The organism is Mucilaginibacter inviolabilis (assembly GCF_011089895.1).
Taxonomy (GTDB): Bacteria; Bacteroidota; Bacteroidia; order Sphingobacteriales; family Sphingobacteriaceae; genus Mucilaginibacter; species Mucilaginibacter inviolabilis.
The window spans coordinates 44,254-68,163 of the sequence record NZ_JAANAT010000003.1 but is presented as its reverse complement, the minus strand read 5'-3'; the positions used below and the strand labels follow the sequence as shown (position 1 = coordinate 68,163).

The following is a 23,910-nucleotide window of genomic DNA, read 5'->3' as shown; positions in this document are numbered from 1 at the left end:
ATTATAAATTCTTATAAATCAAGGGCAAGGATAAATTTTATTGCAGCAAATAAATTAGAATTAATCTATTTTATATTTCAACATTAATTCAACATATGTTTTAAAATTAAAAGAGGCAAGTAGATTTACATTCGGATCCATAATAATATTAACAGGTGCTGTTTTAGCCGAAATTTGAAAGTGATTTATTTTATCTTTGATAACAAAAGATTGTTTTAGACCATCAATTGTATACTCTAACGGGAACTCGTATAGGTTACCCTGCTTCTGTTCTATCGCAAAATCAATTACGCCTTTATCTACATCATAATGCCAGCCGATGTTCAGATCAGGGTGCCCGGCTTTGCGGAGCCATTGATTAAAAAACGGTTTCAGATCCTGGCCGCTGGCTTGTTCCATTTCCCTACGCAAATCATCGGTATTGGCGTTTTTGTTGCGGTATTTGGCATAGTAGTTTTGCACGCCTTTCCAAAACAAGTTGTCGCCCAGTTTACGGCGGAGCATATGTAATACCCAGCTCCCTTTTTCATAACTGTTGGCGTTAAGCAACTGCATATAGTCGTTTTTCACGGCGCTATCAACCACAGGAGTAAGGCGCTTTTTTTCAAACTCCAGTACTTTTTTACGATCGGCCAGCATTCGCTTTTTCAGTGTATCGGTGCCGTATTTGTTCTCCAGGTACAGGTTGGTCATATAGGTGGCAAAACCTTCGCTGAGCCACAAGTGCCAGAAACTTTTTTCGCTGGCGCCGTCACCAAACCATTGGTGAGCAATCTCATGGGCCATCAGCTCCTCAATACCGGGTGACGTTACCGACTCTTCAAAGTAAAATATCGCGCTGGCGTTTTCCATACCGCCAAATATGGTTTTTGACTGCACGTTGGCCAGTTTTTCATAGCTGTACGGACCAACATTTTTGATAAAATAAGGCAGTATATCTTTAGCTACAGCGTAACTCTTAAATCCCGCCTCCTTACTCTCCGGAAACACATAAGTATATACGGGAATATTGCCTGCATCGCCCGGGTGGTCAATAGCAAAGGCGGCTACACCTATCACCATTACTTTGGTAGGTACAACAACAGCTTCATGCCAGTGCGTTAATTTCAAATGATTGGGCAATTGCTGCTCCTTTATTTTTAAGCCGTTGGATACTACCTGGTAATGATCGGGCGCGGTTACCACAAAATCAACCGAAGCTTTATCGGCCGGAACATCTACACAGGGCAGCCAGTTATGCGCCCGGTTTGGCCAATTATCCCCAAAAAAAGTACGGTGTCCAAAGTTATTGGTCGATATGATCAACCCATCGGCAGGGATACCCTCATAACTCACTTTGTAACTATGCAAACTTCCTGTTTTGGCACTAGTATATATTTTAACAGCACCGCTATCTTGCACAAACCGGAGCTTTTTTCCATTTTCCGTAACCGCCGATACCAGCATCCCTTTGCCTTCACTGTTCTTTTTAACCAGGTCGAGGTTGAATGCATCCGCATTTCTCAAAAATTTAACCTCTACCGTAGCCTGCCCTTTGATATTGTTATCAGCATCGGTTAATTGCAGGGCAAAGTTGTAGTGCTGTACATCAATAACAGCACCGGGAACTTGTGCTTGAGCTGCTATACTTAAAATTAAAAGAGCCGAAGATAATATCGTTTTACGCATATATTTTAAATGGGGGATAGCTTCGTATTACACAAAACTAAAATAAAAAAGCGGCCAATTACCTCCCCGTTTATATTTAAAAATGATGCTCTCCAAAAGCAACAATTCTATTTAATCTGCCGATTGTTTATAGAGTTTTTTTCCTCCCCGCTGCGAAGCATTGATCGAGTTGCAGCTATGTTCCCGCATCTTTTCCTCATACTGCGCTATAGCATCAAGCAACGCTGTTTCTCCGGCAGCAACTTTGGTAAGGCAGGCAGTAAGTAATGCGGCATCATAAAGGGCGGTGTTGGCGCCAAGGCCTCCGGCCGGGCTCATCGCATGTATCGAATCGCCCAGGGCGGTTATATTATCGCTGCTCCAGGCATCTTGGGGTAACGACGTTTTTACGGGCACTATAGTCAGCGATTCTGGATTTGCTGATTCAAAAAGCGCCTTTAGGGTAGGAGCCCATGCCGATGTTACCTGTTTAAGACAATCAAAAAGCTCACCGGAGGCAAATGTTAAGGCCTGTTCATTGTTCAGGCCAAAGCGACCCCGGTTACCAATGAGCGCCCAGTACATATAATCTTCGGTATAAGTCAATTCGGCATCCGGTCCATATTGCTCACCGGCTTTTACAAAAGTCGATTTAAACTGCATGGCGTCGGCTATCATTGCCAGCTCATTTTCAAAGATAACCGCTGTATCCGTTTGTAAAGCCGGATCGACTTGCTTTTTGGCTTGCTCGGTATAAAAGGTTTTTCCGTACACGCAAACACTGCCGGTATCCACCAGCTCCTGAGCGGGGAACCGTTGTGCGCCCAGGCGGGAATTCACCCCATCTGCAGCAACCAATACATCAGCAGTAAATGAGGTTCCATCTTCAAAATGTACGCAAACCCGGTCATCGGGCTGTTTTTCATAACTGACAAATTTTTTGTTGAAGTGTACCTGTTTGTTTAAGCCAAGCAGCAGTATTTCGCGCATGGTTAAACGGTTGGCTTTCAAATCGGGTTGCGCATTGGCTTCTCCATCCTCCCAGGAATCTACCCACTTATCGGTAAGCAATTCTAATTGTGCATTTAAAGTACGTACCCCAACTGACGGGACCACAGTTTCGGAAAATAATGTATATAAACGTTCAGACAAACAAGCGGCAAGCGCATCCTGCCCTGTTTTATCAATGCGGATACGGTATCCCTGTGTGCGACTATTAGCCGCAGAGTCTTTCTCAAAAACCTGGAAAGCGATTCCGTTTTTCTTCAATCCCTGTGCCAGACAAAGTCCGCCCAAACCTGCGCCAATAATGGCAACCTGTAGCGGTTCTTTTTTATATATTGTTGTAATATTCATGGCTGTTTCTATTTGATGGAGCAAAGCTCCATAATAAAACAACCTTAAACATTGGCTATATTCCTGTAAGGATTGGACAATTTCAGGTTTTATAATCCCCCATGAACGGGGGATTATAAATTACATCTTAGGCATGCGGCGCATCATGCTGGCCATGGCTGCCGGGTTGCTCATTTGTTTCATCACCTTTTTCATGTCGTCAAACTGCTTCATGAGGCGGTTTACCTCGGCCAGGTCGGTACCGGAGCCTTTGGCTATACGGGTACGACGGCTTTGGTTTATGGTTTCGGGGTTTGATTTCTCGAATGGCGTCATCGACTGGATGATAGCTTCGATAGCTTTAAAGGCATTATCGTCAACCTCTACATCCTTCATCATTTTACCTACACCAGGTATCATGCCCATCAGATCTTTCATGTTACCCATTTTTTTGATCTGCTGTATCTGGCTGTAAAAATCGTTAAAATCAAACTTGTTCTTGCGGATCTTCTTTTGCAGCTCGGCAGCTTCTTTCTCATCAAACTGCTGTTGCGCACGCTCAACCAGGGATACCACGTCGCCCATGCCCAGGATACGGGAAGCCATACGATCGGGGTGGAAAACATCCAGCGCTTCCATTTTTTCGCCGGTACCGATAAATTTGATCGGCTTGCTTACTACCGATTTGATCGACAGCGCAGCACCACCACGGGTATCACCATCCAGTTTGGTTAAAACCACACCGGTAAAGTCCAAACGGTCGTTGAATACTTTAGCCGTGTTCACCGCATCCTGACCGGTCATCGAATCCACCACAAACAGGATCTCATGCGGATTTACCGCTGCTTTTACCTGCTCAATCTCCACCATCATGGCCTCATCAATAGCCAAACGACCGGCGGTATCGATGATCACCACATTGTGGCCGTTCTGTTTTGCCAGGGCAATACCCTCACGGGCAATAGCTACCGGATCTTTTGACTCGCGGTTGGCATAAACCGGGATGCCTATTTGCTGACCCAATACTTCCAGCTGGTCAATAGCCGCGGGGCGGTAAATATCATCAGCAACCAGTAAAGGTTTTTTATTTTTTTGTGTTTTTAAGTAATTAGCCAGCTTGCCGGTAAAAGTTGTTTTACCAGCACCGTTCAAGCCCGCTATGAGGATGATGGTTGGTGTAGCCGGGAAGGTAAGCTCGGCTGTAGTACCGCCCATCAGCTCGGCCAGCTCATCGTTCATGAGCTTGGTAAGCAACTGGCCCGGCGAAACAGCTGTTAATACATTCTGTCCCAGTGCTTTTTGCCTAACCTCGTCGGTAAAGGCTTTGGCGGTTTTATAGTTAACGTCGGCATCCAGAAGGGCTTTGCGTATCTCCTTCATGGTTTCGGCCACGTTTATCTCAGTAATAGTTCCCTGACCCTTCAGGACCTTGAACGCCCTGTCGAGTTTATCCGAAAGATTTTCAAACATTATTATAAAGTACTTTTAATCTTTAAAGGTTACAAAGGTATGATTTTGAAATATATCCGTTGAATTATTTTAACCCCGGCCCTGCTTTTTGAAAAGAGCTTTTACATTGCACCTACAAAAACTTTTTAAACCCCGGATTTTAACACTTTTCTGGCCAAAAACGGGTTAAAAAGAGGGCAAAAACGATTGAAAAACCTTCATTTTAACACTTTTTAACAAATTACAGTCCCGTTTTGAGGTGTTTTTAAAACTTTAAAAAGTATTAATTTATTGACTGTCAAATAACTATATACAAGAAGGGCGATTTTTGATCTGTTTCACCCTTTAACAGCACAGCCCGGTTTCCTTTGGTTAGGAACCGGGCTGTGCGTATATATCAAATATACAGAAAATTTTTGGCTTAAGGAAAGGCATGTATATCGCTGGGACCAAGCGACTGCTAATCAAATCTCCTTACGGCAATTTATCCAGTTTAAAATACCCTAAATGTATTTTGTCTTCCGCGGTTCCGTCAGCTGCGGGTGTAATGTGCAGGGCGTATTGCGCTTTCTGAGCGGCGGGTAAAATATCTGCTATCTCATGCAGATCATCTACATCCAGTCCATATTTATCGTCGATGTGCGATTCAGCGCCGGGAAAATGAACCTGGTGATAAAACGGTGTGTCCTTGGCATAGGCAAAAGCTTTTGATTTGTTGGGCTGCACGGTAAGTACCTTAAAATGTGGTTCATCAAACAAACCCTCCTGGTAACCGCCCAGATTTATAAAAAACAGTCTGAGGAGCTCGGCATCTGTACTACCGGGTTGCTCAACTACCTGCACTCTGTATCCGCTAACCTGGGTTACTTCGCGCCAGGCGTCTACATGCAGCCGATCCTGACCTTCGGGCCAGAAAGCTTTAATCTGAGGGATAAGATCTTTTACCGTTTCTCCGATTCCAAAAAACGTATCGTGTTGTTCGGTATTCCGCCCGGGTGGTGTGCAGCCAAGCATCAGCATAAATAATTTCATAAGGGGTATGTTGGTTTTTATAAGGCTAAAATACTACTATGCATTCATATTACCGGCAGGTATGCGGTTCATCTGTTCCTGAAAGTAATGCACAAAACGGCCCATATGCCGCCCATCGCAAAGGGCATGATGTGCGTGGATGGCTATGGGCAGCCAAACGCGACCGTCGCGCCGGTAAAACTGGCCGAATACGATTTTGGGCACACTATCGTCGCCCGTTAAAGGTTGCGCGTGCTGCATACTGGTAAAGCGGATATCCTTCAGTATGGAATAATGGATAAGGCTGTTAAAACCCTTGCGCAGCTGCAGCCTGTCGGTCGTTTTTTCATAGTCAACGGCTGCGCGGGCCGGCGGGGCAAATTGCTCAAACTCCTCATAATGATCCATATAGGCAAAGCCAAAAGTATCATCGGGCCGTAATACCGTAACCGAGGCAGATATGGTGTCGTATTCATAAACGTCGCCATCCTCTATCCGTTGCCGCAGCTCGGGCACCTGGTTGGCTGCCAGCAGCGAGCGATGCAGGTAAAACAGAAAAAATGCCTGTCCGTATTGTTTACAATAGTCGTAAGCATCCGTAGCATCCATATCGGTACTGACGCCAAAAAAGGGCTGCTCAAAGCTTTTGAAGAAATTATAATGAACCCCGCGTTTCCAGCCCGCCGTATTCACCTTATATTTGCAGATATTTTTCATTAGAGTTATTTGTTTTTTAATGGAAATGAGGCTATCATGAGCTATATTCATTTTAGTTTTTTTGAGCGGTAGCTCATGATGGTTTCATGGGCGCAAATTGCCGGTTTTGAGCCATTTACGATATGCCCAAACGGATTTTTAATTAGCATAAACGGATTATATGTACCAGTTAGAAGGAGTTGAGTTTGCCAGATTGATGAAAAGGGAGTTCAGCACATCCTTTGAAACTACCTACGCTACCGGCAGTGTACCCAACCGTTTTGACTGCTATGCCCAGGGCCTTAAAGCCGATGATTTTAGTATTTTGCGGTTTGGGGCCCGTTTTGAAGATGGCCTGCGCATCAACAATATGCAGGATGCCACACATGTGAGTATCCACTTTCAGCTACATGGCTCTTCAGACGCGCTCATTTCGGGTTTTGATGCCACCTCGACCATGAACCGGGGCCAGTTTAACCTGCTTAATTGTGTTAACCCGGTTAGTTCCTTTGTTTTTCCGAAGCAAAAACGGTATGAGTATGTTTGCGTTGGTTTAAAACCCGCTTTTTTTAATGAGATATTACTAAGCTGCGGCGAGGCTTATGATGGCCTGTTACAGCAAAGCCGTGGCGCAAGGCCATTCGCCTTGTTTCCTGATAATAAAAAGATAAGCTACCTGCAAAGCTCCGGACTGAGTTTGCTTACCGAACCACCCGTGGCCGACTCGTTGCGCAACGCTTACATCAAAACCAAAATTACCGAGCTTACCCTGCTTACTCTTTCGGGCCAGTATGAAAACCGGGCAGCGTCTACCATCAACCCGGTTGACGAGGAAAAGCTACATGGCGTTAAAGACCATTTGAACATCCATTACCTGGATAATATGAGCCTCAGGAGCCTCTCGCGCGATTTTCTGTTGAATGAATTTAAACTGAAGGCAGGTTTTAAAAGACTATTTGGCACTACAGTTTTTGGCTATGTGCAAAGCCTGCGTATGAACCATGCCTTAACGCTGATGCGCAGCGGGGGTATAACAGTAGGAGAGGCAGCTTCCATTACGGGCTACCTCTCTGATGCTTCTTTTATAAGAGCTTTTAAACAATATCACGGCTATTCGCCGGGGACTCAAAAATAAGTTTTATTCAACTTACGGGAATTTATACAACATCCCCAGTGCCAGGCCCTCCGTAGCCTGGGCATCTTTCGAAGTATGTTTATCATAAAGCAGCGTACCGTTAAGACTGACATTAATTAACCGGTTAACGCGGGCCGATAAAACCATATCTACACGGTGCGTAATGAATTTAAGATCCTGCCCGTAGGGTATAAATAAAGCATATCGGGTATTGAGGTGAACGTTTTTCATGATATCCTTATCAAATAAGGCCACCATTTGAAATGCCAGATCGTTTTTTACGGTTTTGTTGGTATCTACACCATAATTATCCTGTTGTTCTTTGTGAATTGAGCGGTCCAAAACAAAGGTTTGCCTGGCGGTACCTGTACCCAAACGCAGATCAAAATAACCGGTTGGCTTATACTCAAAACCCAGCGCTTCGGTCAAATAACCTGGCGACATGAAATTGGAGATGTACTGCGAGGTAAAGGTGCCGTTTCCATTGTCGACATAATTATAACCTTTATCAAATTGCGACTCAAAGGTTAAGGATCCAAATATGTACCAGTGTTTGGATAGTTGGGAGGCCACCTTGTTATCAAAGTAAATACGGTCGTTGGTTTTGCGTTTGCCCTGGCCCTTGTTTTTGGATACACCGTACTGCAAATTCAGTTCGGATACATAGCTAAACGGCGCTTTATTATACTCGGTATGGTAAATAAAGTTTGATCCCAACGCAACTGCGTTTACACCACCCGCCGCGTAGTTACTGGTAAATGACGACTGGTTAAAATTCAATCCAAAAGTGATGGATTTTTTCCAATAGTTCACCTTATAATCCAGCATGGTAAATGGCACTTGCTCCCTTTGCAATTGCACCGGCCTTACCCGGGTTGGGATGGCATTTTTACGGGAATCTATCCGGAGTTTATTGATTTGCGCGGTATCAATTTTAACAGTGTCGCGCTTCAGGGAGTCGGTTTGTTGTGCTTTGGCGTTGATGCCCAGGGCTATTAATGCCAGGAATGGCAGTACAAGTCGGGTTTTAAACATAGTAAACAAATTAAAGCAAAAAATCTCCTTTTATAACAGATTAATAAAAATTTGAGGGGATGGTTTTAAAAAAGTGAAGATTTGGAGAGGTGGCGAAGGGAAATTATTAAAAACGCGTCATTGCAAGATACCTCGCAATGACGCGTGAAGAGAAAGGGGAGAAGAAGATGTGGTCAAGTATAACGCGGATCGGTTTAACCCTACCAGCTGATGATCTCGCCGTCTTTAAAAAATTTACCTGTTGGGCCTCCTTTGGGCAGCGTAGCAACAAAAACAATACTTTTCGCTCCGTCGCTTACCGATCGTCCCCCAAAATCGGCTAAAATATCGTGGGTTGCGGTAAGTCCCGGGGTAACAGCATTCACCAAAATGTTATCTTTCTTCAAATCTGCTGCCGCTTTTAGTGTAAAGGCATTCAAGGCTGCTTTGGAGATGCTGTAGGCTGATATGACGTCTCTCCAGGGATTAACGAGGCTGTATCCTTCCCCACCAAAAGCTCCGGAACCCGAAGAAATGTTGACAATCCTGGGATGTTCGCTTTTCCGGAGCAAAGGGGTAAAATGTTTAACGGTGCCCCACGCACCAATAAAATTACTTTCAAATACCTTTCTTATATCGTCTAAATCTACTGTTTCCGTATTGTACTGATCTGGGAACAAGGTGGCGTTGTTGATCAGGACATCAAGCTTCCCGAACCTGTTGTTTACTTCCGCTGCAACTGCCTGTACCATCTTTTCGTCCGTAACATCTAATGCCATCGGTACAATATCCAGCTGTTCTTTAATTAATATATCTGCAAGCTGTTCGCTGGTTTCCTGTTTCCGGGCGGTTATAATTGCCTGGTAGCCCATTGCAGCAAGTTGCCTCGCCGTTTCAAAACCTATCCCTGTTTGTTTACCTACGCCGGTGATGAGCGCTACTTGTTTATTTTTCATGAGCGTTTGATTCGTTTTGTACTTTAAATAATTTTTTGAATTGTTGCCAGCGCACTTTCCATATCGGCAATTTGTTTAGTAATCGATGCGCTTGCTCTTGATCCTTCCAGCATAAAATAAAGCATATCAGCCAGGGCCTTTTCAGAAAATCCTTTTTTATCTTCCAGTTGGGTTACCAATTGAAAAATCAGATTGCGGAAGCGGCTTTTAATTGCCTGCACACGATCTAAAACTTCTTTTTCTGATGAAGCTACCTCCGCGTTGATCTTTAAAAATGGGCAGCCTCCAAAGTTACAGGTGTGGTTTCGCGCTATTGAATATTCAAAAATCCCGATTATCTTATTCCGGGCTCCTTTTATTTTATTGAGGTGATCTTCTAACGCGTCGAATAAAGTTAATGCCTGCCTGTCCAGGTAAGCCAGCAATACATCACTTTTAGAACGATAGTTATTATATAAAGATGGCTTGGCAATACCTGCTTCGTCTATCAACTGGTTAATACCGGTAAGGTTATAGCCCTGTGTGTAAAACAACCGGGCAGCGGTTTGCATGATACGTTCGTCGACGCTTTCCTTTTTCATCATAGGACAAAGTTGGGTTTTTAAAAATGAACATACAAGTCTGTTCATTTTTGTTTGTGATTTATTACAACAGGATGGCACAACGAAGCATTGGTTCAGCGATTTAGCATACGGGAGGCTCTTTCCTGCATAAAATTCTTGATTTCAATCAAGGTTTGCGATAGTAAACTTCTGGAATTTTATGCCATTAAATAAACGGTCGTTATGTATATAGAGAAAGTTAAAAAATTTACAAAAAGAGAAATGGAAGTGCTCACGCTGATAGGAGAGGGTTTTTCTACCAAACGTATTGCACAAGAATTATTTATCAGTATCAACACCGTTGAAACACACAGGCGCCACCTGCTCGAAAAAATGGAGGCTAAAAACTCTGTAGAATTAATAAGGCTGGTAACACGCGCAATGTGGCTTAATGCCAGTTGAGTGCTTTACAGCTGGCTTGGTTTATATTTTTTTAGCCCTGATCCGGCTTAAGGTTTCCGGCGTCATGCCAAGGTAAGATGCCAGGTATTTTAATGGAATCCGGTTCACCCAGTCCTGATGATGCTGAACCAGATCTGCATAGCGTTCATCGGGAGTACAGGTCAGGAAAAGCGCTTCCCTGTCTTCCTTGCTTATAAAAAGTTGTTCCATCGCAATGCGTAAAAATTTTTGCCAGGGTGGGAAACGCTCCGTTAAATCAAGCAAATCTTCCCGGCCAATCACCAGCAACGTTAGCGGTTCCATGGCAATAACATTAAAATGGGCGGGGGCCTTGCTTATAAAACTGGCATATGATCCGCAAAACATATATTCCGTATTAAAATCTTTGGTTACCTCCGCGTCCTTAAGGTTATAAAAAAGGCGGGTATAGCCAGACACAATAAAGCCTACCTGCCGGCAAACGTCGCCCTGCTTTACAAAGTACTGCCTTTTTTTGAGGCGTTTAATTTTAAAACGATCGATGGATGCTTCCCAGGCCTCATCGTTCATTTCCGTCATCCGTGCAATCAGCTCCCGTAAGCGTGCATGTTCCATAATCAAGGTCATTAGCCGAAATTCTTGATTTCAATCAAGGTTTAATGTATTGAAGATAAAGACTTTTGTGCCATTATTAAACATAAAAACATGTACACAGAAAAAATCAGATTTCTTCAATTATTGGTGGTCATCATTATTGCCTCCCAGGGTATATTTTATTTCATAGGCTGCGCCGAAGCCATGAAGCATCTCACCGTACCCGTATTTGCCGATTACCGGAAGGCGCTGGACAGTTTTATAGCCGGCAGATTAAAGGTGCTTTATTACATAGCCCTGGCTTTAGGTGTAACGGTATTGATTTTATCGCGACAGCAAATGAGCGGCCTGGTTTTCCTTTGCACACTGGTAGCAACCCTATGCATTGTAATGGATGTACTCATCGCCTTAAAGGGAAGCATCCCTATTAATAACCAATTCAACCAATATCCTGCCGCTAATGTTGCTGACTGGCGAGGCTTGCAGCTCTCCTGGGTAAAGTTAATTTTGATCAGAGGGATTTTCTCTTCCACGGCCCTGATTACGTTGCTGGTTTCCTGGTTATGGTAAAAAAGTCCAAGAAATCAAATTGCATTTTGATATCCAATTGATCAAACAATAATTTTAATGCCTCTTCCGTCCGGTTTCCATTGGAAAGAAAACTGTATCTCATTAAAAAAACCCCGGGCCTCGCGTCCGGGGTTTTAAGATATAGATGTTGTTATTGATAAGGATAGGCTATTTCTTTATTGCTTGCTGTATATCGAAAATTATCCAAACATGGTATTGGCTAACAAACCCGGTAAACAGCTTTGATTACTCAATATTATTGATAAGAATAGGTATGAATGTATTCGTTGGCAGCTGTAATGCTAATGTTTTCATCATCCGTTTTTACCTGTCCATCTATTTCGGCTTTAAAACTAATGGTATAAGGTGTAAAGCCCGATACATTTCCAAACGTTAGGCCGGCCACGGGTTCAAATATGGGGACAACAGACTCAATAGTAATAGTTGTTGTTTTGCCTTGTGGAAAAGTTGTGGCATTAAAAACTAAATTGCTTTCATTGTTTTGCACAACGGTATTTAATTTCCGGATGGTTGAATTTTGAGGATTAGTAGCGTCTCCACCACCAAATCCAAGATTTATTAATCCCGCATTAGGTGCAGCCACGCTTCCAATAACTGTCACCGTGAATTTAACGGTATGTCCTTTTGTGCTCGGAGTTGGGGGCCGATCGCTTTTTTTGCTGGAACATCCGCTAAAGATCAGTAAACCCAAAACGACAAGGTTTATCCATAAAAGTGCTTTTTTCATAAGAGCTATTTTTTAATTGATTGTGGTTGATTGCTTGTAAATTCTTCCCCTTCCGTATCATTCGAAATGGGTATGCCTGTTGTTTCTGATGGTAGTACTTATTCTTGTTTTTACTTCATTCCTCCAATGCGTTTTCACTTTTTTGTTGGCAGGTGCCATGTTAGGGAGTAGGCGTTTCAAAAGTAGGGTGGCAGGCAAAACCAAACAATCGGGTATATTTGGTATTTTTTTATACCTATAGTTAGGTATTTTTAATACTTTGTAAATAATTCAACTTTGCATAAAAGGAAATGTCTTAAGGCAATTTTTGAATAAAAGAAGCATGAGCATTAACTTAGGCCGGTAACGGCTGGCATCTACCATCGTTCTCAGCTTAAACCATATGAAAATATATTACAGCTTTATTATTTTTATGGCTATTGCCCTGGGCAGCAAGGCACAGCTACCGCTTAATGGAAAGCATTATGCCGATAGTATCCAGCTATCTTTAAAGAAACCGGCATCCGATAGCGTAAAAGCCAGGAGCTGTTTTCTCTTAACAGATTATTTTATCCTGTCTGAAGACACCGTAAAAGCTCGCCAATATTTACAACAGGGGGTTAAGTACAGCGGAGATAATAAATATCTTAATGCTGTTTCTATGGTTTTTCATGCAGACGTATTACCAGGCTCACGTCCGGATTCGGCAATAAAAACTTTTTTAGAAGCCGAGAAGGAACTTGAAAAGTATAATTCCCGTGATGCTTTTTTGATAAGGGCCAAGGGCTGGCACGATTATGCCCGCTTACTGCATTTTAAAAATGATAATCTGGAAGCCTATGTGGATATCCTGCTGAATAAAGCGCTTCCATTAACCCAACAGGCCGGCGACCGCGGCTATACCGGTAAGCTTTACCTGGATTTATCTTTCGCTTTTAAAAACCTGGGCAACTTTAAAAAGGCCGAAGTTTATTTGTTTAAGGCCATTTCCACATTAAAAAATGCGCCCGAAGCTCCTCAATACCTGGCATCGGCCTACCATACTCTATCTGAAAATTACTCTTTGTTGGGCAAGGCCAAACAGGCAGCAGCCATGCTGGATAGTATGCGGGTTTTACTCACACCATACCCCGATGCGGATGCCTGGCTCGATTACTACGCAGCTGAGGGTATGCGCCTTACGATAACAAGTCAGTTTGATCAATCGCTTAGTGTTATTAACAAAGGTATTGAACTGGCGCAAAAGCTAAAGCAGGAATACCCGGAACAACGGCTGCTGATGCAGAAATTTTATGCCCTTTATAATAAAAAGTCCTTTCAGCAGGCTAAGGATGTGGCACTTGATCTTAGCCATCGCAAGCCATTCATGAACATGGCAGCCAATCGGTCGCAGTTGTTTTACTGCCTGGCTTTAACCGATGAAGAATTAAAGGACAAAGCCGGCGCTTATGACTGGATGAAGCGATACAGCGCCCTGAGTGATAGCATTTCTCACAGTACCCTGGAAACCAAAATAAACTCCCTGGAAATAAAATACCAGACCTCCGAAAAACAGAAAAAAATTACCGAACTGGAAGCAGGCCGGCAAAAAGCGGTATTTACCAACTGGCTGTTGGGTATTGCCAGTATTCTGTTACTGGTTATCCTGGCTTCCCTCGTTTTTTATTATCGCAACAGCAAAAAGCTGGCGCATCAAAAAGAGCTGAACTATCAGCAACAGCTTAAAGACATTGAGCAGCAGCAAAAACTCCAGTTTACACAAGCCATGCTTACCGGCGAAGAACAGGAACGGCAGCGGGTAGCACGCGATCTGCATGATGGGCTGGGGGGTATGCTTTCGGGCATCAAAATAAAACTTTCGGGGCAAGCTAAAGCCGGCGGGCACCAGGAGCTTGACGGGGTGATACAGCAATTGGACCATTCGGTAACAGAGCTTCGGCGCATTGCCCGTAACATGATGCCCGAAAGCTTGCTGCGTCTGGGCCTGGAAACCGCGCTGCGTGACCTGTGCGAATCATTGATGAGCGACCAGACACCTATCAAATTTCAGGCTTATGATATCCGGAAAGATATGCCGGCGGTTATCCAGGCTAATATTTATCGTATTGTACAGGAGCTTTTATCAAACGCCGTGAGGCATGCCAAGGCCAGCAAAATTGTATTACAATGCAGCCAGAACGATGAGATCTTTTTAATAACCATAGAAGACAACGGTATTGGATTTGATACTGCGGCCGGTTTAAAGGCAGAGGGAATAGGGTTTAGCAATATTAAAAATCGGGTAGATTATATGAAAGGAAAAATGGATATAGAATCGGTGATCAACGAAGGGACCATCATTAACATTGAATTGAATGCAGCAGGATAAGATCATACTCGCCATTGTCGACGATCATCCGATGGTGATTGAGGGTTTAAAATCATTATTAAAGTCCGAAATGGCTATTTATACCGCAGTGAGCTTCACAAGCGGTCGTGAGTTTATTTCCTTTTTAAGCCAGAATGAAGTAAACCTGGTATTCCTGGATATTAGTTTGCCCGATGCCAATGGTATTGAATTGTGTAAAGAGATCAAGAAAATTTCGCCAAAAACCATTGTACTGGGACTCAGTAATCAAACCGAACGGAGCATTATGCTGCAAATGCTGCAAAGCGGGGCCAGCGGTTATTTACTAAAAAATGTTTCGCCCGATGAATTGCTGACCTGTATACAGGAAGCGCTGCATGGCCTCATTACCTTTAGCAGGGAGGCCAAAGAGATCATGGCGCGGCCGTCAAAAAACGGGCTTAACGAAGTAGCCTCCATCACTAAAAGGGAAAAACAAATTTTACAGCTATTGGCCCAGGGTAAAACTACCGCGGCCATTGCCACCGAACTGTTCCTGAGTCCACTTACCGTTGATACACACCGTAAAAATCTGCTGCAAAAGTTTGAGGTAAAAAACACCGCAGAGCTATTGATGGCGGCTGTGCAGCAAAAGCTGTTGTGAGAAAATGAGACGCTATCCTCTGGAAATAAAAAGCCCCGGTTAAAAAATAACCGGGGCTTTTTTTATAGCATTAAAGCCGCTTAAATACCGCCCAAAATTGTTCCATCCGGGAAACTGCTTTGGCTGCAGCCATCGGTACCGGTAATACCATCGTGCCCATTACAGGTGGAGTACGACCAGTAAGCCAAATTGCGATACAGAGGCCCTTTGCCTACGCCTGTACCCCAGAAACCGTTAAAGCTTAGTTGAGTAATATTACAGCTCATTTCAACCAGGTTGCCACCGGTTGGCACATCGTTCGCCGTACCATTAGGGTTGCGGTAATCACCATAGTAAGAGCAGGCATAACCCGGGAAAGAAATAGAATTACCAAAATGGAAACTGCCGTGGCTGGTTTTGGCAACGTATACCTGCACTCGGGTACCCGGTGTTACGCTGCGCCAGTCGCGGGTGTACCAGCCGGCATGCTGAAAATAGGTAACCGTAATGATGCGGTTGGTTTGCGTGTTTACCTGTATAACGATGTGTTCCCAATCATAATCATGACCGCCCAGATTTTCAAAGCAGGTCGACTGGGTTTTATACGTCCACCAGTAATCAATAAAAACCTTGTTTATATCATTAGGATTTTGCTGCACTTCGTAATAAGTAGAAAAATTGGTACTGCGTGGAGCATCGCGGTTGGTGAGTACCAGCGTTCCGTTACATACCATACTGGCCGGATCTGTGCTTGCCCACACATTTTCAACACTGGTTGGATAATCTGGTGTGGCGCGGTCAAACTTTAAAGTTGGAGCATAGGTAGCAGCCAATGTTTGGGCTACAGAACCGGTAATCTTGGCTGTACTTTCGGCACAATCGGCGCACATTACGGTGTTAACTTTTTGTTTTGCAGTTTTGCCGGCATCAGAGCTGGCCATAATGTCTTCCTGCTTTTTACACTGGGAAAACAGCATAATGATTGTGGCCAGCAACACCGGCAATAGTGATTTTGATTTCATGGTTAGATAGTTTTTATTTATTTAGTTGATTAATTGATGCTTTTTAGCAGGGTTATTGAAAATATCAATTTTGAAAAAACCAACCGGCCGGGAACCGAAATAAAAACAACACGTAAATACCTGGTGATAAGGTTACTCATTGGGCTAGGTTATTGGATTTGTTTATTATTAGTTAAATATCATTCCAATATATATAAATATATTTCGCCCAAAAATGGATTATCCTTGTTAATTAATGGATAATATTATGTTATTATTTAATGTTAAAAGAAAAATATTGCCGCATTGCTTTACAGATCTAACTCCTTGCTTTTCTCAATAAGATAAATTTTCTCAAATAACTATGGCGATATTGATCTGTTTGGCATAAAAAATACCCTATTACAGGATTTTGTGTCTTTGAATGGAATAAGGCGACGAGGGAGTGAGGCTTTGTTTTAAATTATTCGCAAATAAAGTTTGTTGAGGATAGTCTATCTTTTTTAAAATAGAATCGGGCATAACATTTATCAGCTCCCGTAGCAGGCTTGTTCTGTTCACACATATTGCCCCAATAATAAATAAGCATTCGTATATCGTTGTCTTCGGTTGTTGTATCTGGCGGCCCAAATACTTTCATAAAATCAGTTTCAGAACTCCCCATCAAATCAGATTGATCAATCATTGTCTTTGCAAGCTTTTGATTTCGAATACCTAGGCAGCCATTTTTGTCTTTGATCCATCCCGGGTTAGGTTTGAGCTTACAACTATAAAGCAACATCAGAGTTAGTACAACAGCAAACTTTAATGGATATTTCATGGCTTAAAGGTTTCTTCTAAATTAAAAAAGAGTTCTAACGATCGGCATTACATTTAGCTATATGCTGAATACATCACTAATTTCGGCTCGTCACTGTAATCAATTGGCAAGGTCTACCGGGCTGGGTGTAACCAGTTGAGGTAAAACAAGCGCCCGGGGTGAGCGTAAAAACCGTCTCAGATTTGATTTGATAGAGGCGATGAACTCATAATCGCTGGCGGTGGTCACCAGGTAATAACCGGGACGGTAACGCTGCATAAAATCAGTCAATTGCTGATCTTTTAAATGGGTGATATTGCCCACATAGGTCCGGTTGAATCTAAAGTCGATTACATTTTGTTTGTAATCCCGTTCAATAATGCCCCGCAGCTTTTCGGCATTGCGGCCGCTACGGCTTAAAGAGTTCCACAGGGCATCAATACCAATGCCTGCGCCCATTCCCGGCGCAACCGAAAGCAGGTCGTGATTATCCAATGAACCGTAAATTTTAGTATAGTCTCTTTTGGTTGCTTCCAGTAGTTTTTGCGGATTGAGCATGGTATCGCGCACAAAAACCTCCTTAAGCTGTATAGCCGAGCGTTTCATATAAACAGCCAGTGAAGCGTTGTTTTGTAATTGCAGGGTATCGGCATAATGATCGGGCTTGGTAAAAATAAGTACGTCGCCGGGTTTGGCCTCAATATTAAACTCGCCCTTAAAGGTATTATAAACAGATTTGCCTGTTGTAGCGTTCAGCACATTTACTTTAGCAATACGCCCTTTACTGTCTTTATCAAATACAATACCATCAACGGTTTTTTGTTGTGCAAAAACCGTTGCAGATAACGCACATAAAAACAATAGCAGCCCTATTTTCATCGCAGCCTCAAAAGTAAGCGTTCGGCCGTATCTGGTCATATTATTTAACAACAATTAACAGCTTTTTGATGGTATCAAGTAGTTAGTATCAAGTATCATGATTTCTTCTTGCAGTCTGCAAATCTCATTTTCAAAAGTCGTGATACTTGATACTAACTACTTGATACTCGCAGCTACTTTACTACCACCAGCTTTTGGCCAATGGCAATGTGGTCATCAACAATATTGTTTAGCCCTTTTAACTCATCAACTGTTATTCCAAAACGTTTGGATATGTTGTATAGTGTATCTCCCTGCTTAACGGTATATATTTTATCGTCGGGTTTGGTTTTAGCAATGGTATCGGTATCGGCTTTACCAATATTATTGTTGATCTGCGTCAGCACACGGTCTTCCCGTTTGATCTTGGCAATTTCCCCTTCCGGGCGATCGTATTGATCAAGATGATAGCGTACAATAATATTGATCAGCAACTCGGGGTATTTGGGATTTGTGGCATAACCGCACTGTTTTAGTCCGCGGGCCCAGCCTTCATAGTCGTTTTTATCCAACTCAAACAGGCGGGCATAATTCTTACGTTTCAGAAAAGCGGAATGATCGCGGTAGGAGTCGTCGGGATTATCATACACCCTAAAACACTCATTGTGGCTGTCATCATCCTTATAATAGCTTTTTCCTCTCCATTCACTGGTACATTTAATACCAAAGTGATTGTTGGCTACTTTAGCCAGGTCGCTGTTGCCGCTACCCGATTCAAATAAACCCTGGGCCAGGGTAATACTTGCCGGGATACCATACTGATTCATTTCCTGTATGGCTATGCCTTTAAACCGTTCGATATAGGAGAGGGAGGTATATGACTGATAATTGGCAATAGCATCCTGATTTTGTTTTTTGATGGTATTGTTATTCTGCTTAACCTGTCTGTTGGAGATGGTTTTCTTTTTGGCCGAGCAGGAAGCAAGGCAAACAGCCACTATGAGTAGGAGATAGATTTGTTTTTGCATACGGTTAAACCTTAGTACATGGGTTTAAATATGCCAAATTACTACTTATAAATGTATTTATTAATTTGTTTCTGCTAATTGGGGCTTAACCTGCTTTAAAGAATCTTCCGGTTTTTCGTCAAGATCATGCAGATCATACTTACGAATGATACCTAATACCTGCGAAGCCCATTTACGGCTACCGGCATAACCGCTGCGCTGAATACCTTTGGCCCAACCCAGGTAATCATAATGTGTAAGTGCATCGGCCAGGTGGCTGAATTGCTTACGCTCGGTCATGATGCGGGCAAAATCCTGGAAAGAATCCATCACCGAATCGTATTTTTTGTAAGATGTGCGTACTTTTTTATGGTTTTTATAAAAAACCGCACCGCCGCCGCCTTTTACGCCAAACTGGTTGTTTAAGTGCTGTGCAAGGGCGCTGTTGCCGCTGGCCGATTCATGCATGGCCACGCCTAAAACGATGCTTGCTGGTATCCCGGTTTCGTGCATGATGCGTATGGCATCGTCTTTAAACTTTTCTATATAAGAAGTTGGGGTATTTTTCTGTGCTGAAGCAGCTAATGTTGAGATCAACAATGATGTAATCAGTAAGATTTTCTTCATAATTTATTTTTTTCTGATAACCAGCAGCCCATCACGTACCGGCAGGATTAGTTTTTCTACCCTGGGGTCAACAGCTATCTGGTCATTTAGTTTGCGGATGTTTTCGGTATCGGTATCTTTTTCGTCGCCGTACACCTTTCCTTTCCACAAAACATTATCAATTATTATTAATCCTCCGGACCTGACCTTGTCAAAAGTCATTTGAAAGTAAGTATAATTATTCTTTTTATCAGCATCAATAAACACAAGGTCGAAATTATCTTCCTCTAAATCAGCAATAATGGCCCCTGCCTGGCCAAAATGCAGCTTTATTTTGTTTTCAACATTTGTTGATTTAAAGTGTGAATTGATGATTTCCTCCATTTCGCGGTTCACTTCAATGGTATGGAGGATGCCGCCTTCCACCAGGCCTTCGGCCAGACAAATGGCGGAGTAACCTGTAAAAGTGCCTATCTCCAGGATCAGTTTGGGCTGTACCATTTTGCTCAAAAAACTGAGCAAACGACCCTGATAATGACCCGATAACATATGCGGACGGAGCACTTTTAAATGCGTTTCCCGGTTGAGCTTTTGCAATGCATCGGGCTCGGGATCGCAATGGTCATCTAAGTATGCCTGTAGGCCATGTGGTAGAATATCCATGGCGCAAAGATAAGTATTTTGTTTTTAATGGGTAAAAAGAGCAAAAAGCTGTCGTGTTGAACCCGTTGAAGCATGGTGGGTTGGGCCTTTCCGCGCGAGTATTCGACAGGATCAGACAGACATCCTACCCATTTGTTATAATATTGTCATCCTGAGGAACGAAGGATCTATTCATGGACTTTGCATATTGGCGAATAGATGCTTCACTCCGTTCAGCATGACAAGTGGTTAATATAACTTACTCATCCAGCTCTGCAGCAGTATCACGGCCGATATGGTATCTACCAGTTCCTTATTTTGCCGGTGCTTTTTGTTCATGCCGCTTTGGGCAATAGTGGCTGATGCCATTTTGGAAGTAAAACGTTCGTCGAGCATTTCTATAGGGATTTCGGGAAAATTCTTTTTTAAGATAGTTACAAAACCTTTTACATGTACAGCCGATTGAGAGGGTGTATTATCCATCTGCTTTGGTTCGCCTACGATAAAACGCTCCACTTGTTCGGTTTGCAGGTAGGTTTTCAGGTAATCAACGATATACTGCGGATGTATGGTATCCAGCCCGGTAGCGATGATCTGCAAAGGATCGGTTACCGCTATGCCTATGCGTTTGGTACCATAATCAAAAGCCATTACTCTCATAGTAGATAATAGATATGAGATATGAGATGTGAGATTTTCATTGTGCAAAGGTATGGGATATTCCTTTCAAAGTATTGCTGCGGCAACAATCAATTAAATTACTTATTAACAGGTTATTAATTACAAAAAAGCCAGGCAATCTCACATCTCATATCTCATATCTCACATCTAATTCTTATTTTGCACCAAATGCAGTTTAAAGATATAGTTGGACAAGAAGCTGTAAAGCAAAGATTGGTAAACACGGTCAACGAGAACCGGGTAAGCCATGCGCAGTTATTTTTGGGTCCGGAAGGCTCAGGAAGCCTGGCATTAGCCGTCGCTTACGCCCAGTTTTTATCGTGCGAAAATAAACAGGCCGATGATTCCTGCGGTGAATGCGCCTCCTGCCGCAAGTATCAAAAACTGATGCACCCCGATCTGCATTTTTCGTATCCGTTTTTCGCTAAACATAAGGATGATACAGCACTTACTTTTATTGAACAATGGCGCGAAGCTTTCATAGCTAATCCATACCTGAGCCTGGATACCTGGCGCGGATATCTGGATGCCGAAAACAAGCAGGCCAACATCAACATTGCCGAGTGTCACCAGATCATTAAAAAATTAAGTTTCAAACCTTTTGAATCGGTTTATAAGATCCTGATACTTTGGCTGCCCGAATACCTGGACAAGGAGGGCAACGCCCTGCTGAAAATTATTGAAGAACCACAGCCCAACACACTGTTTATCCTCGTTGCGCAAAATCAGGATCAGATACTGAATACTATTCTATCGCGTACGCAATTGGTCAAGATACCGTGCCTAACGTATGATGAAATAAAACAATACCTGCTTACCGAACATAACCAGACCGAGGATGCCGCCGCCGAAATTGCTTATTTGAGCAATGGCAACTTAACCGAGGCTTTGACTATGCTGCAGCAGGACAATAAAGGCTATCATAACCTTTTTGTACAATGGCTGCGCCTGTGTTTTAGCAACAAGGGCCTGGAGGTTTTAAGCTTTGTTGACCAATTTGCCAAAATGGGTCGCGAAAACCAGAAAAACTTTTTACGCTATGGCATCAGCTTTATACGCGAATGCTGCCTGCTGATGGCCGGCGCCGGTAACCTGGTGCACCTGCCGGCAAAAGAGCTGGAAACCGCGCAAAAGATGACCAATGTACTGAGTATCGAAAAGAGCCAATATATAAGCGATGAGCTTGAAAAAGCGCATTATCATGTAGAGAGAAATGCAAACCCTAAAATTTTATTTTTAGATGTATCTTTACAGATTATTAAAATACTAAATTTAAAAACCATCCCTCAGGGGAGTCAACATATATCAAATTAATTATGGGTTGTGGAAGCTGTTCAACAGGTGGCGGATGTTCGCCTGCGGGCTGCAAAAGTAATGGTTCATGCCTTACTAATGGTTGCAGCAAATTAGATGTTTACGATTGGCTTGCCCACATGGACATGCCAACAAATTATAGGCCGTTTCCGGTTATTGAAGTAAAGTTTAAAGGCTCAAGAAAAGAGTTTTTTGTTAATACCGACAATATTTACCTGGAAGCCGGCGAACTGGTAGCTGTAGAAGCAACTACCGGTGGTTATGATATCGGCCACGTATCGTTAACCGGCGAACTGGTGCGCATGCAAATGGTAAAGCGCCATGTAAAGGAAGCTGATGTGGTTAAAAAAATATACCGCAAAGCTACCGTTTCCGATGTCGATAAGTGGAAAGCTGCCAAAGATATGGAATGGGAAACCATGCACAAATCGCGCAAACTGGCCCTTGACCTTAACCTGAGCATGAAGCTAAGCGATGTGGATTACCAGGGCGATAAAACTAAAGCCACATTTTATTATACGGCCGAAGGCCGCGTTGATTTCAGGGAACTGATCAAAAAAATGGCCGAAACATTCCGTATCCGTATCGAAATGCGGCAGATAGGCATGCGTCAGGAAGCTAGTCGTTTAGGCGGTATTGGTTCCTGTGGCCGCGAGTTATGCTGTTCTACCTGGCTTACCGATTTTAAAACCGTATCTACTTCGGCCGCACGTTACCAGAATCTTTCGCTCAATACCTTAAAGCTGGCCGGCCAGTGCGGTAAGCTGAAATGCTGCCTTAATTATGAGCTGGACACCTATATGGATGCCCTGAAATATATCCCCGATAATGTGAACGTACTGCGTACCGAAAAAGGCGATGCTCGTCTGCAAAAAACGGATATCTTTAAAAAGATCATGTGGTTTAGCTATCCCCGTGAAGAATCATGGGTGCCTTTGCCTATCAGTAAGGTCAAAGAAATTCAGCAGCAAAATAAAGAGGGTATTATCCCTGCAGATCTGGGCGAATTGGTAGAAGTAGAAACCCAACCGGCCAAAGTGCTTGATTATGAAAATGTGGTTGGCCAGGATAGCTTAACCCGTTTGGACGAACGCCGCAACAATAACAAAAAGAAGAATAACAACAACCGCAACCGTAATAAAGATCGTAAACCTGGCAACCCTGCGCCAGAAAACCGTGGCGGTAATCAACCACGCCAGCAGGGGGCTGCGCCGGCGGCAGATAAACCAGCTCCGCAACAAAAGCCGGATGCACCTAAAGCCCCGCAAGCCAACAGACCGCCACAGCAACAACAGGCAAACCGCCAACCGCAAGCACAGGGCGATAAACCGGCACAGGAAAATCGTAACCGAAATAACAGGCGCAGGCCAAACCGCCCGAATAAAAACAATAACAACCCACCTCCGGATAGTAAATCATAATGAAACGGGTATTAAAAACCATTTGTACAGTAACAGGTGTTTTGTTGATTATGCTGTTGGGTAGCTGCACCAATTCCAATTGGATAATGGATAATAATACGCCCATTACCGATCATAACTGGAGCTATGTAAACCGGGTAAGGTTTGATTGCAAAATTGACGATGAATCCGCAGCTTATAACTTGTACCTGAATTTGCGGGTTACGGATAATTACAAATACTCCAATCTGTTTGTACTTATTTATCAAACCTCGCCGGATAAAAAAACAAGTGTTACCCGTTACGAAGTAAAACTGGCCGGCAAAGATGGTGAGTGGTTTGGCAAAGGATCGGGCAATTTGTACAGTTACCAGGTGCCTTTTAAAACCAATATTAAATTCCCGGCCAAAGGCAATTATCACTTTGAGATAGAGCAAAACATGCGCGACAACCCCTTGCATGAGGTTAGCGATGTGGGTTTGAGGGTAGAGAAAGCGAAATAAGTATTCCGCTTAT

At 43.2% G+C, this 23,910-nt stretch carries 25 protein-coding genes; 8 read left to right on the top strand and 17 right to left on the bottom strand.

Annotated elements, in window-relative coordinates:
• Window positions 1-60 precede the first annotated feature (60 nt).
• From G7092_RS20305 to G7092_RS20285, 5 genes are all read right to left on the bottom strand, one after another.
• Window positions 61-1,668 carry a M1 family metallopeptidase gene (locus G7092_RS20305; protein ID WP_166091837.1) on the bottom strand — a complete coding sequence of 536 codons (1,608 nt, stop codon included), beginning with the start codon at window positions 1,666-1,668 and terminating at the stop codon, window positions 61-63.
• A 111-nt stretch (window positions 1,669-1,779) separates the two neighbouring features.
• Complete coding sequence (locus tag G7092_RS20300; protein WP_166091835.1) at window positions 1,780-3,003, bottom strand: FAD-dependent oxidoreductase; 1,224 nt, start codon at window positions 3,001-3,003, stop codon at window positions 1,780-1,782.
• Window positions 3,004-3,123: 120 nt separating this feature from the next.
• A complete protein-coding gene (gene ffh, locus G7092_RS20295; RefSeq protein WP_166091833.1) occupies window positions 3,124-4,452 on the bottom strand; it encodes a signal recognition particle protein in 1,329 nt (442 codons plus the stop codon).
• A gap of 453 nt (window positions 4,453-4,905) precedes the next feature.
• On the bottom strand, window positions 4,906-5,463 hold the full coding sequence (locus G7092_RS20290; RefSeq protein WP_202985373.1) for a DUF1543 domain-containing protein: 558 nt from the start codon (window positions 5,461-5,463) through the stop codon (window positions 4,906-4,908).
• Between the two features lie 36 nt (window positions 5,464-5,499).
• Entirely contained in the window at window positions 5,500-6,159 is a 660-nt protein-coding gene (locus G7092_RS20285; protein WP_166091831.1) for a CatA-like O-acetyltransferase, read from the bottom strand.
• A 160-nt stretch (window positions 6,160-6,319) separates the two neighbouring features.
• Between G7092_RS20285 and G7092_RS20280 the strand changes: the two genes are divergently transcribed.
• Complete coding sequence (locus tag G7092_RS20280) at window positions 6,320-7,273, top strand: helix-turn-helix transcriptional regulator (protein WP_166091829.1); 954 nt, start codon at window positions 6,320-6,322, stop codon at window positions 7,271-7,273.
• Between the two features lie 12 nt (window positions 7,274-7,285).
• On the opposite strand, the gene G7092_RS20275 is transcribed toward G7092_RS20280, so the two are convergent.
• The 3 genes from G7092_RS20275 to G7092_RS20265 form a co-directional block, all read right to left on the bottom strand.
• Window positions 7,286-8,308, bottom strand: a complete 1,023-nt coding sequence (locus G7092_RS20275; RefSeq protein WP_166091827.1) for a DUF3078 domain-containing protein — start codon at window positions 8,306-8,308, stop codon at window positions 7,286-7,288.
• A gap of 200 nt (window positions 8,309-8,508) precedes the next feature.
• Window positions 8,509-9,243 (bottom strand): SDR family NAD(P)-dependent oxidoreductase, encoded by a 735-nt coding sequence (locus tag G7092_RS20270; RefSeq protein ID WP_166091825.1) that lies wholly within the window; start codon window positions 9,241-9,243, stop codon window positions 8,509-8,511.
• Between the two features lie 23 nt (window positions 9,244-9,266).
• Window positions 9,267-9,827 (bottom strand): TetR/AcrR family transcriptional regulator, encoded by a 561-nt coding sequence (locus G7092_RS20265; RefSeq protein ID WP_166091823.1) that lies wholly within the window; start codon window positions 9,825-9,827, stop codon window positions 9,267-9,269.
• 201 nt (window positions 9,828-10,028) lie between these two features.
• On the opposite strand from G7092_RS20265, the gene G7092_RS20260 reads away from it, so the two are divergent.
• A complete protein-coding gene (locus G7092_RS20260; protein WP_166091821.1) occupies window positions 10,029-10,247 on the top strand; it encodes a response regulator transcription factor in 219 nt (72 codons plus the stop codon).
• A 21-nt stretch (window positions 10,248-10,268) separates the two neighbouring features.
• Here G7092_RS20260 and G7092_RS20255 read toward each other — a convergent pair whose 3' ends face one another.
• Complete coding sequence (locus G7092_RS20255) at window positions 10,269-10,841, bottom strand: Crp/Fnr family transcriptional regulator (RefSeq protein ID WP_166091819.1); 573 nt, start codon at window positions 10,839-10,841, stop codon at window positions 10,269-10,271.
• A 90-nt stretch (window positions 10,842-10,931) separates the two neighbouring features.
• Between G7092_RS20255 and G7092_RS20250 the strand changes: the two genes are divergently transcribed.
• Window positions 10,932-11,390 (top strand): hypothetical protein, encoded by a 459-nt coding sequence (locus tag G7092_RS20250; RefSeq protein ID WP_166091817.1) that lies wholly within the window; start codon window positions 10,932-10,934, stop codon window positions 11,388-11,390.
• A gap of 256 nt (window positions 11,391-11,646) precedes the next feature.
• Here G7092_RS20250 and G7092_RS20245 read toward each other — a convergent pair whose 3' ends face one another.
• On the bottom strand, window positions 11,647-12,138 hold the full coding sequence (locus G7092_RS20245; RefSeq protein ID WP_166091815.1) for a hypothetical protein: 492 nt from the start codon (window positions 12,136-12,138) through the stop codon (window positions 11,647-11,649).
• 382 nt (window positions 12,139-12,520) lie between these two features.
• On the opposite strand from G7092_RS20245, the gene G7092_RS20240 reads away from it, so the two are divergent.
• The gene (locus tag G7092_RS20240) at window positions 12,521-14,485 is read left to right on the top strand and encodes a sensor histidine kinase (protein WP_166091813.1); all 1,965 of its coding nucleotides are present in this window, start codon (window positions 12,521-12,523) and stop codon (window positions 14,483-14,485) included.
• Window positions 14,472-15,107, top strand: coding sequence for a response regulator transcription factor (locus tag G7092_RS20235; RefSeq protein ID WP_166091811.1), 636 nt, complete (start codon window positions 14,472-14,474; stop codon window positions 15,105-15,107). Before G7092_RS20240 ends, G7092_RS20235 begins: the two co-directional genes overlap by 14 nt.
• A gap of 80 nt (window positions 15,108-15,187) precedes the next feature.
• Here the strand turns inward: G7092_RS20235 and G7092_RS20230 are convergent, their stop codons facing one another.
• The 7 genes from G7092_RS20230 to ruvX form a co-directional block, all read right to left on the bottom strand.
• Entirely contained in the window at window positions 15,188-16,108 is a 921-nt protein-coding gene (locus G7092_RS20230) for an NPP1 family protein (protein WP_166091809.1), read from the bottom strand.
• 442 nt (window positions 16,109-16,550) lie between these two features.
• Complete coding sequence (locus tag G7092_RS20225) at window positions 16,551-16,907, bottom strand: hypothetical protein (RefSeq protein ID WP_166091807.1); 357 nt, start codon at window positions 16,905-16,907, stop codon at window positions 16,551-16,553.
• A 99-nt stretch (window positions 16,908-17,006) separates the two neighbouring features.
• Window positions 17,007-17,804 (bottom strand): hypothetical protein, encoded by a 798-nt coding sequence (locus G7092_RS20220; protein WP_166091805.1) that lies wholly within the window; start codon window positions 17,802-17,804, stop codon window positions 17,007-17,009.
• Between the two features lie 134 nt (window positions 17,805-17,938).
• Window positions 17,939-18,772: a glucosaminidase domain-containing protein gene (locus tag G7092_RS20215; protein WP_166091803.1), complete on the bottom strand. Its 834-nt coding sequence runs from the start codon at window positions 18,770-18,772 to the stop codon at window positions 17,939-17,941.
• 60 nt (window positions 18,773-18,832) lie between these two features.
• Entirely contained in the window at window positions 18,833-19,378 is a 546-nt protein-coding gene (locus G7092_RS20210) for a glucosaminidase domain-containing protein (protein WP_166091799.1), read from the bottom strand.
• A gap of 3 nt (window positions 19,379-19,381) precedes the next feature.
• Complete coding sequence (locus G7092_RS20205; RefSeq protein ID WP_166091796.1) at window positions 19,382-20,020, bottom strand: O-methyltransferase; 639 nt, start codon at window positions 20,018-20,020, stop codon at window positions 19,382-19,384.
• A gap of 228 nt (window positions 20,021-20,248) precedes the next feature.
• Window positions 20,249-20,659, bottom strand: coding sequence for a Holliday junction resolvase RuvX (gene ruvX / locus G7092_RS20200; protein ID WP_166091794.1), 411 nt, complete (start codon window positions 20,657-20,659; stop codon window positions 20,249-20,251).
• Between the two features lie 189 nt (window positions 20,660-20,848).
• Between ruvX and G7092_RS20195 the strand changes: the two genes are divergently transcribed.
• The 3 genes from G7092_RS20195 to G7092_RS20185 are packed head-to-tail and all read left to right on the top strand — an operon-like array spanning window position 20,849 to window position 23,897.
• Complete coding sequence (locus G7092_RS20195) at window positions 20,849-21,994, top strand: DNA polymerase III subunit (RefSeq protein ID WP_166091791.1); 1,146 nt, start codon at window positions 20,849-20,851, stop codon at window positions 21,992-21,994.
• A 2-nt stretch (window positions 21,995-21,996) separates the two neighbouring features.
• On the top strand, window positions 21,997-23,415 hold the full coding sequence (locus tag G7092_RS20190; RefSeq protein WP_166091788.1) for a PSP1 domain-containing protein: 1,419 nt from the start codon (window positions 21,997-21,999) through the stop codon (window positions 23,413-23,415).
• Entirely contained in the window at window positions 23,415-23,897 is a 483-nt protein-coding gene (locus G7092_RS20185; RefSeq protein WP_166091786.1) for a gliding motility lipoprotein GldH, read from the top strand. Before G7092_RS20190 ends, G7092_RS20185 begins: the two co-directional genes overlap by 1 nt.
• Window positions 23,898-23,910 lie beyond the last annotated feature (13 nt).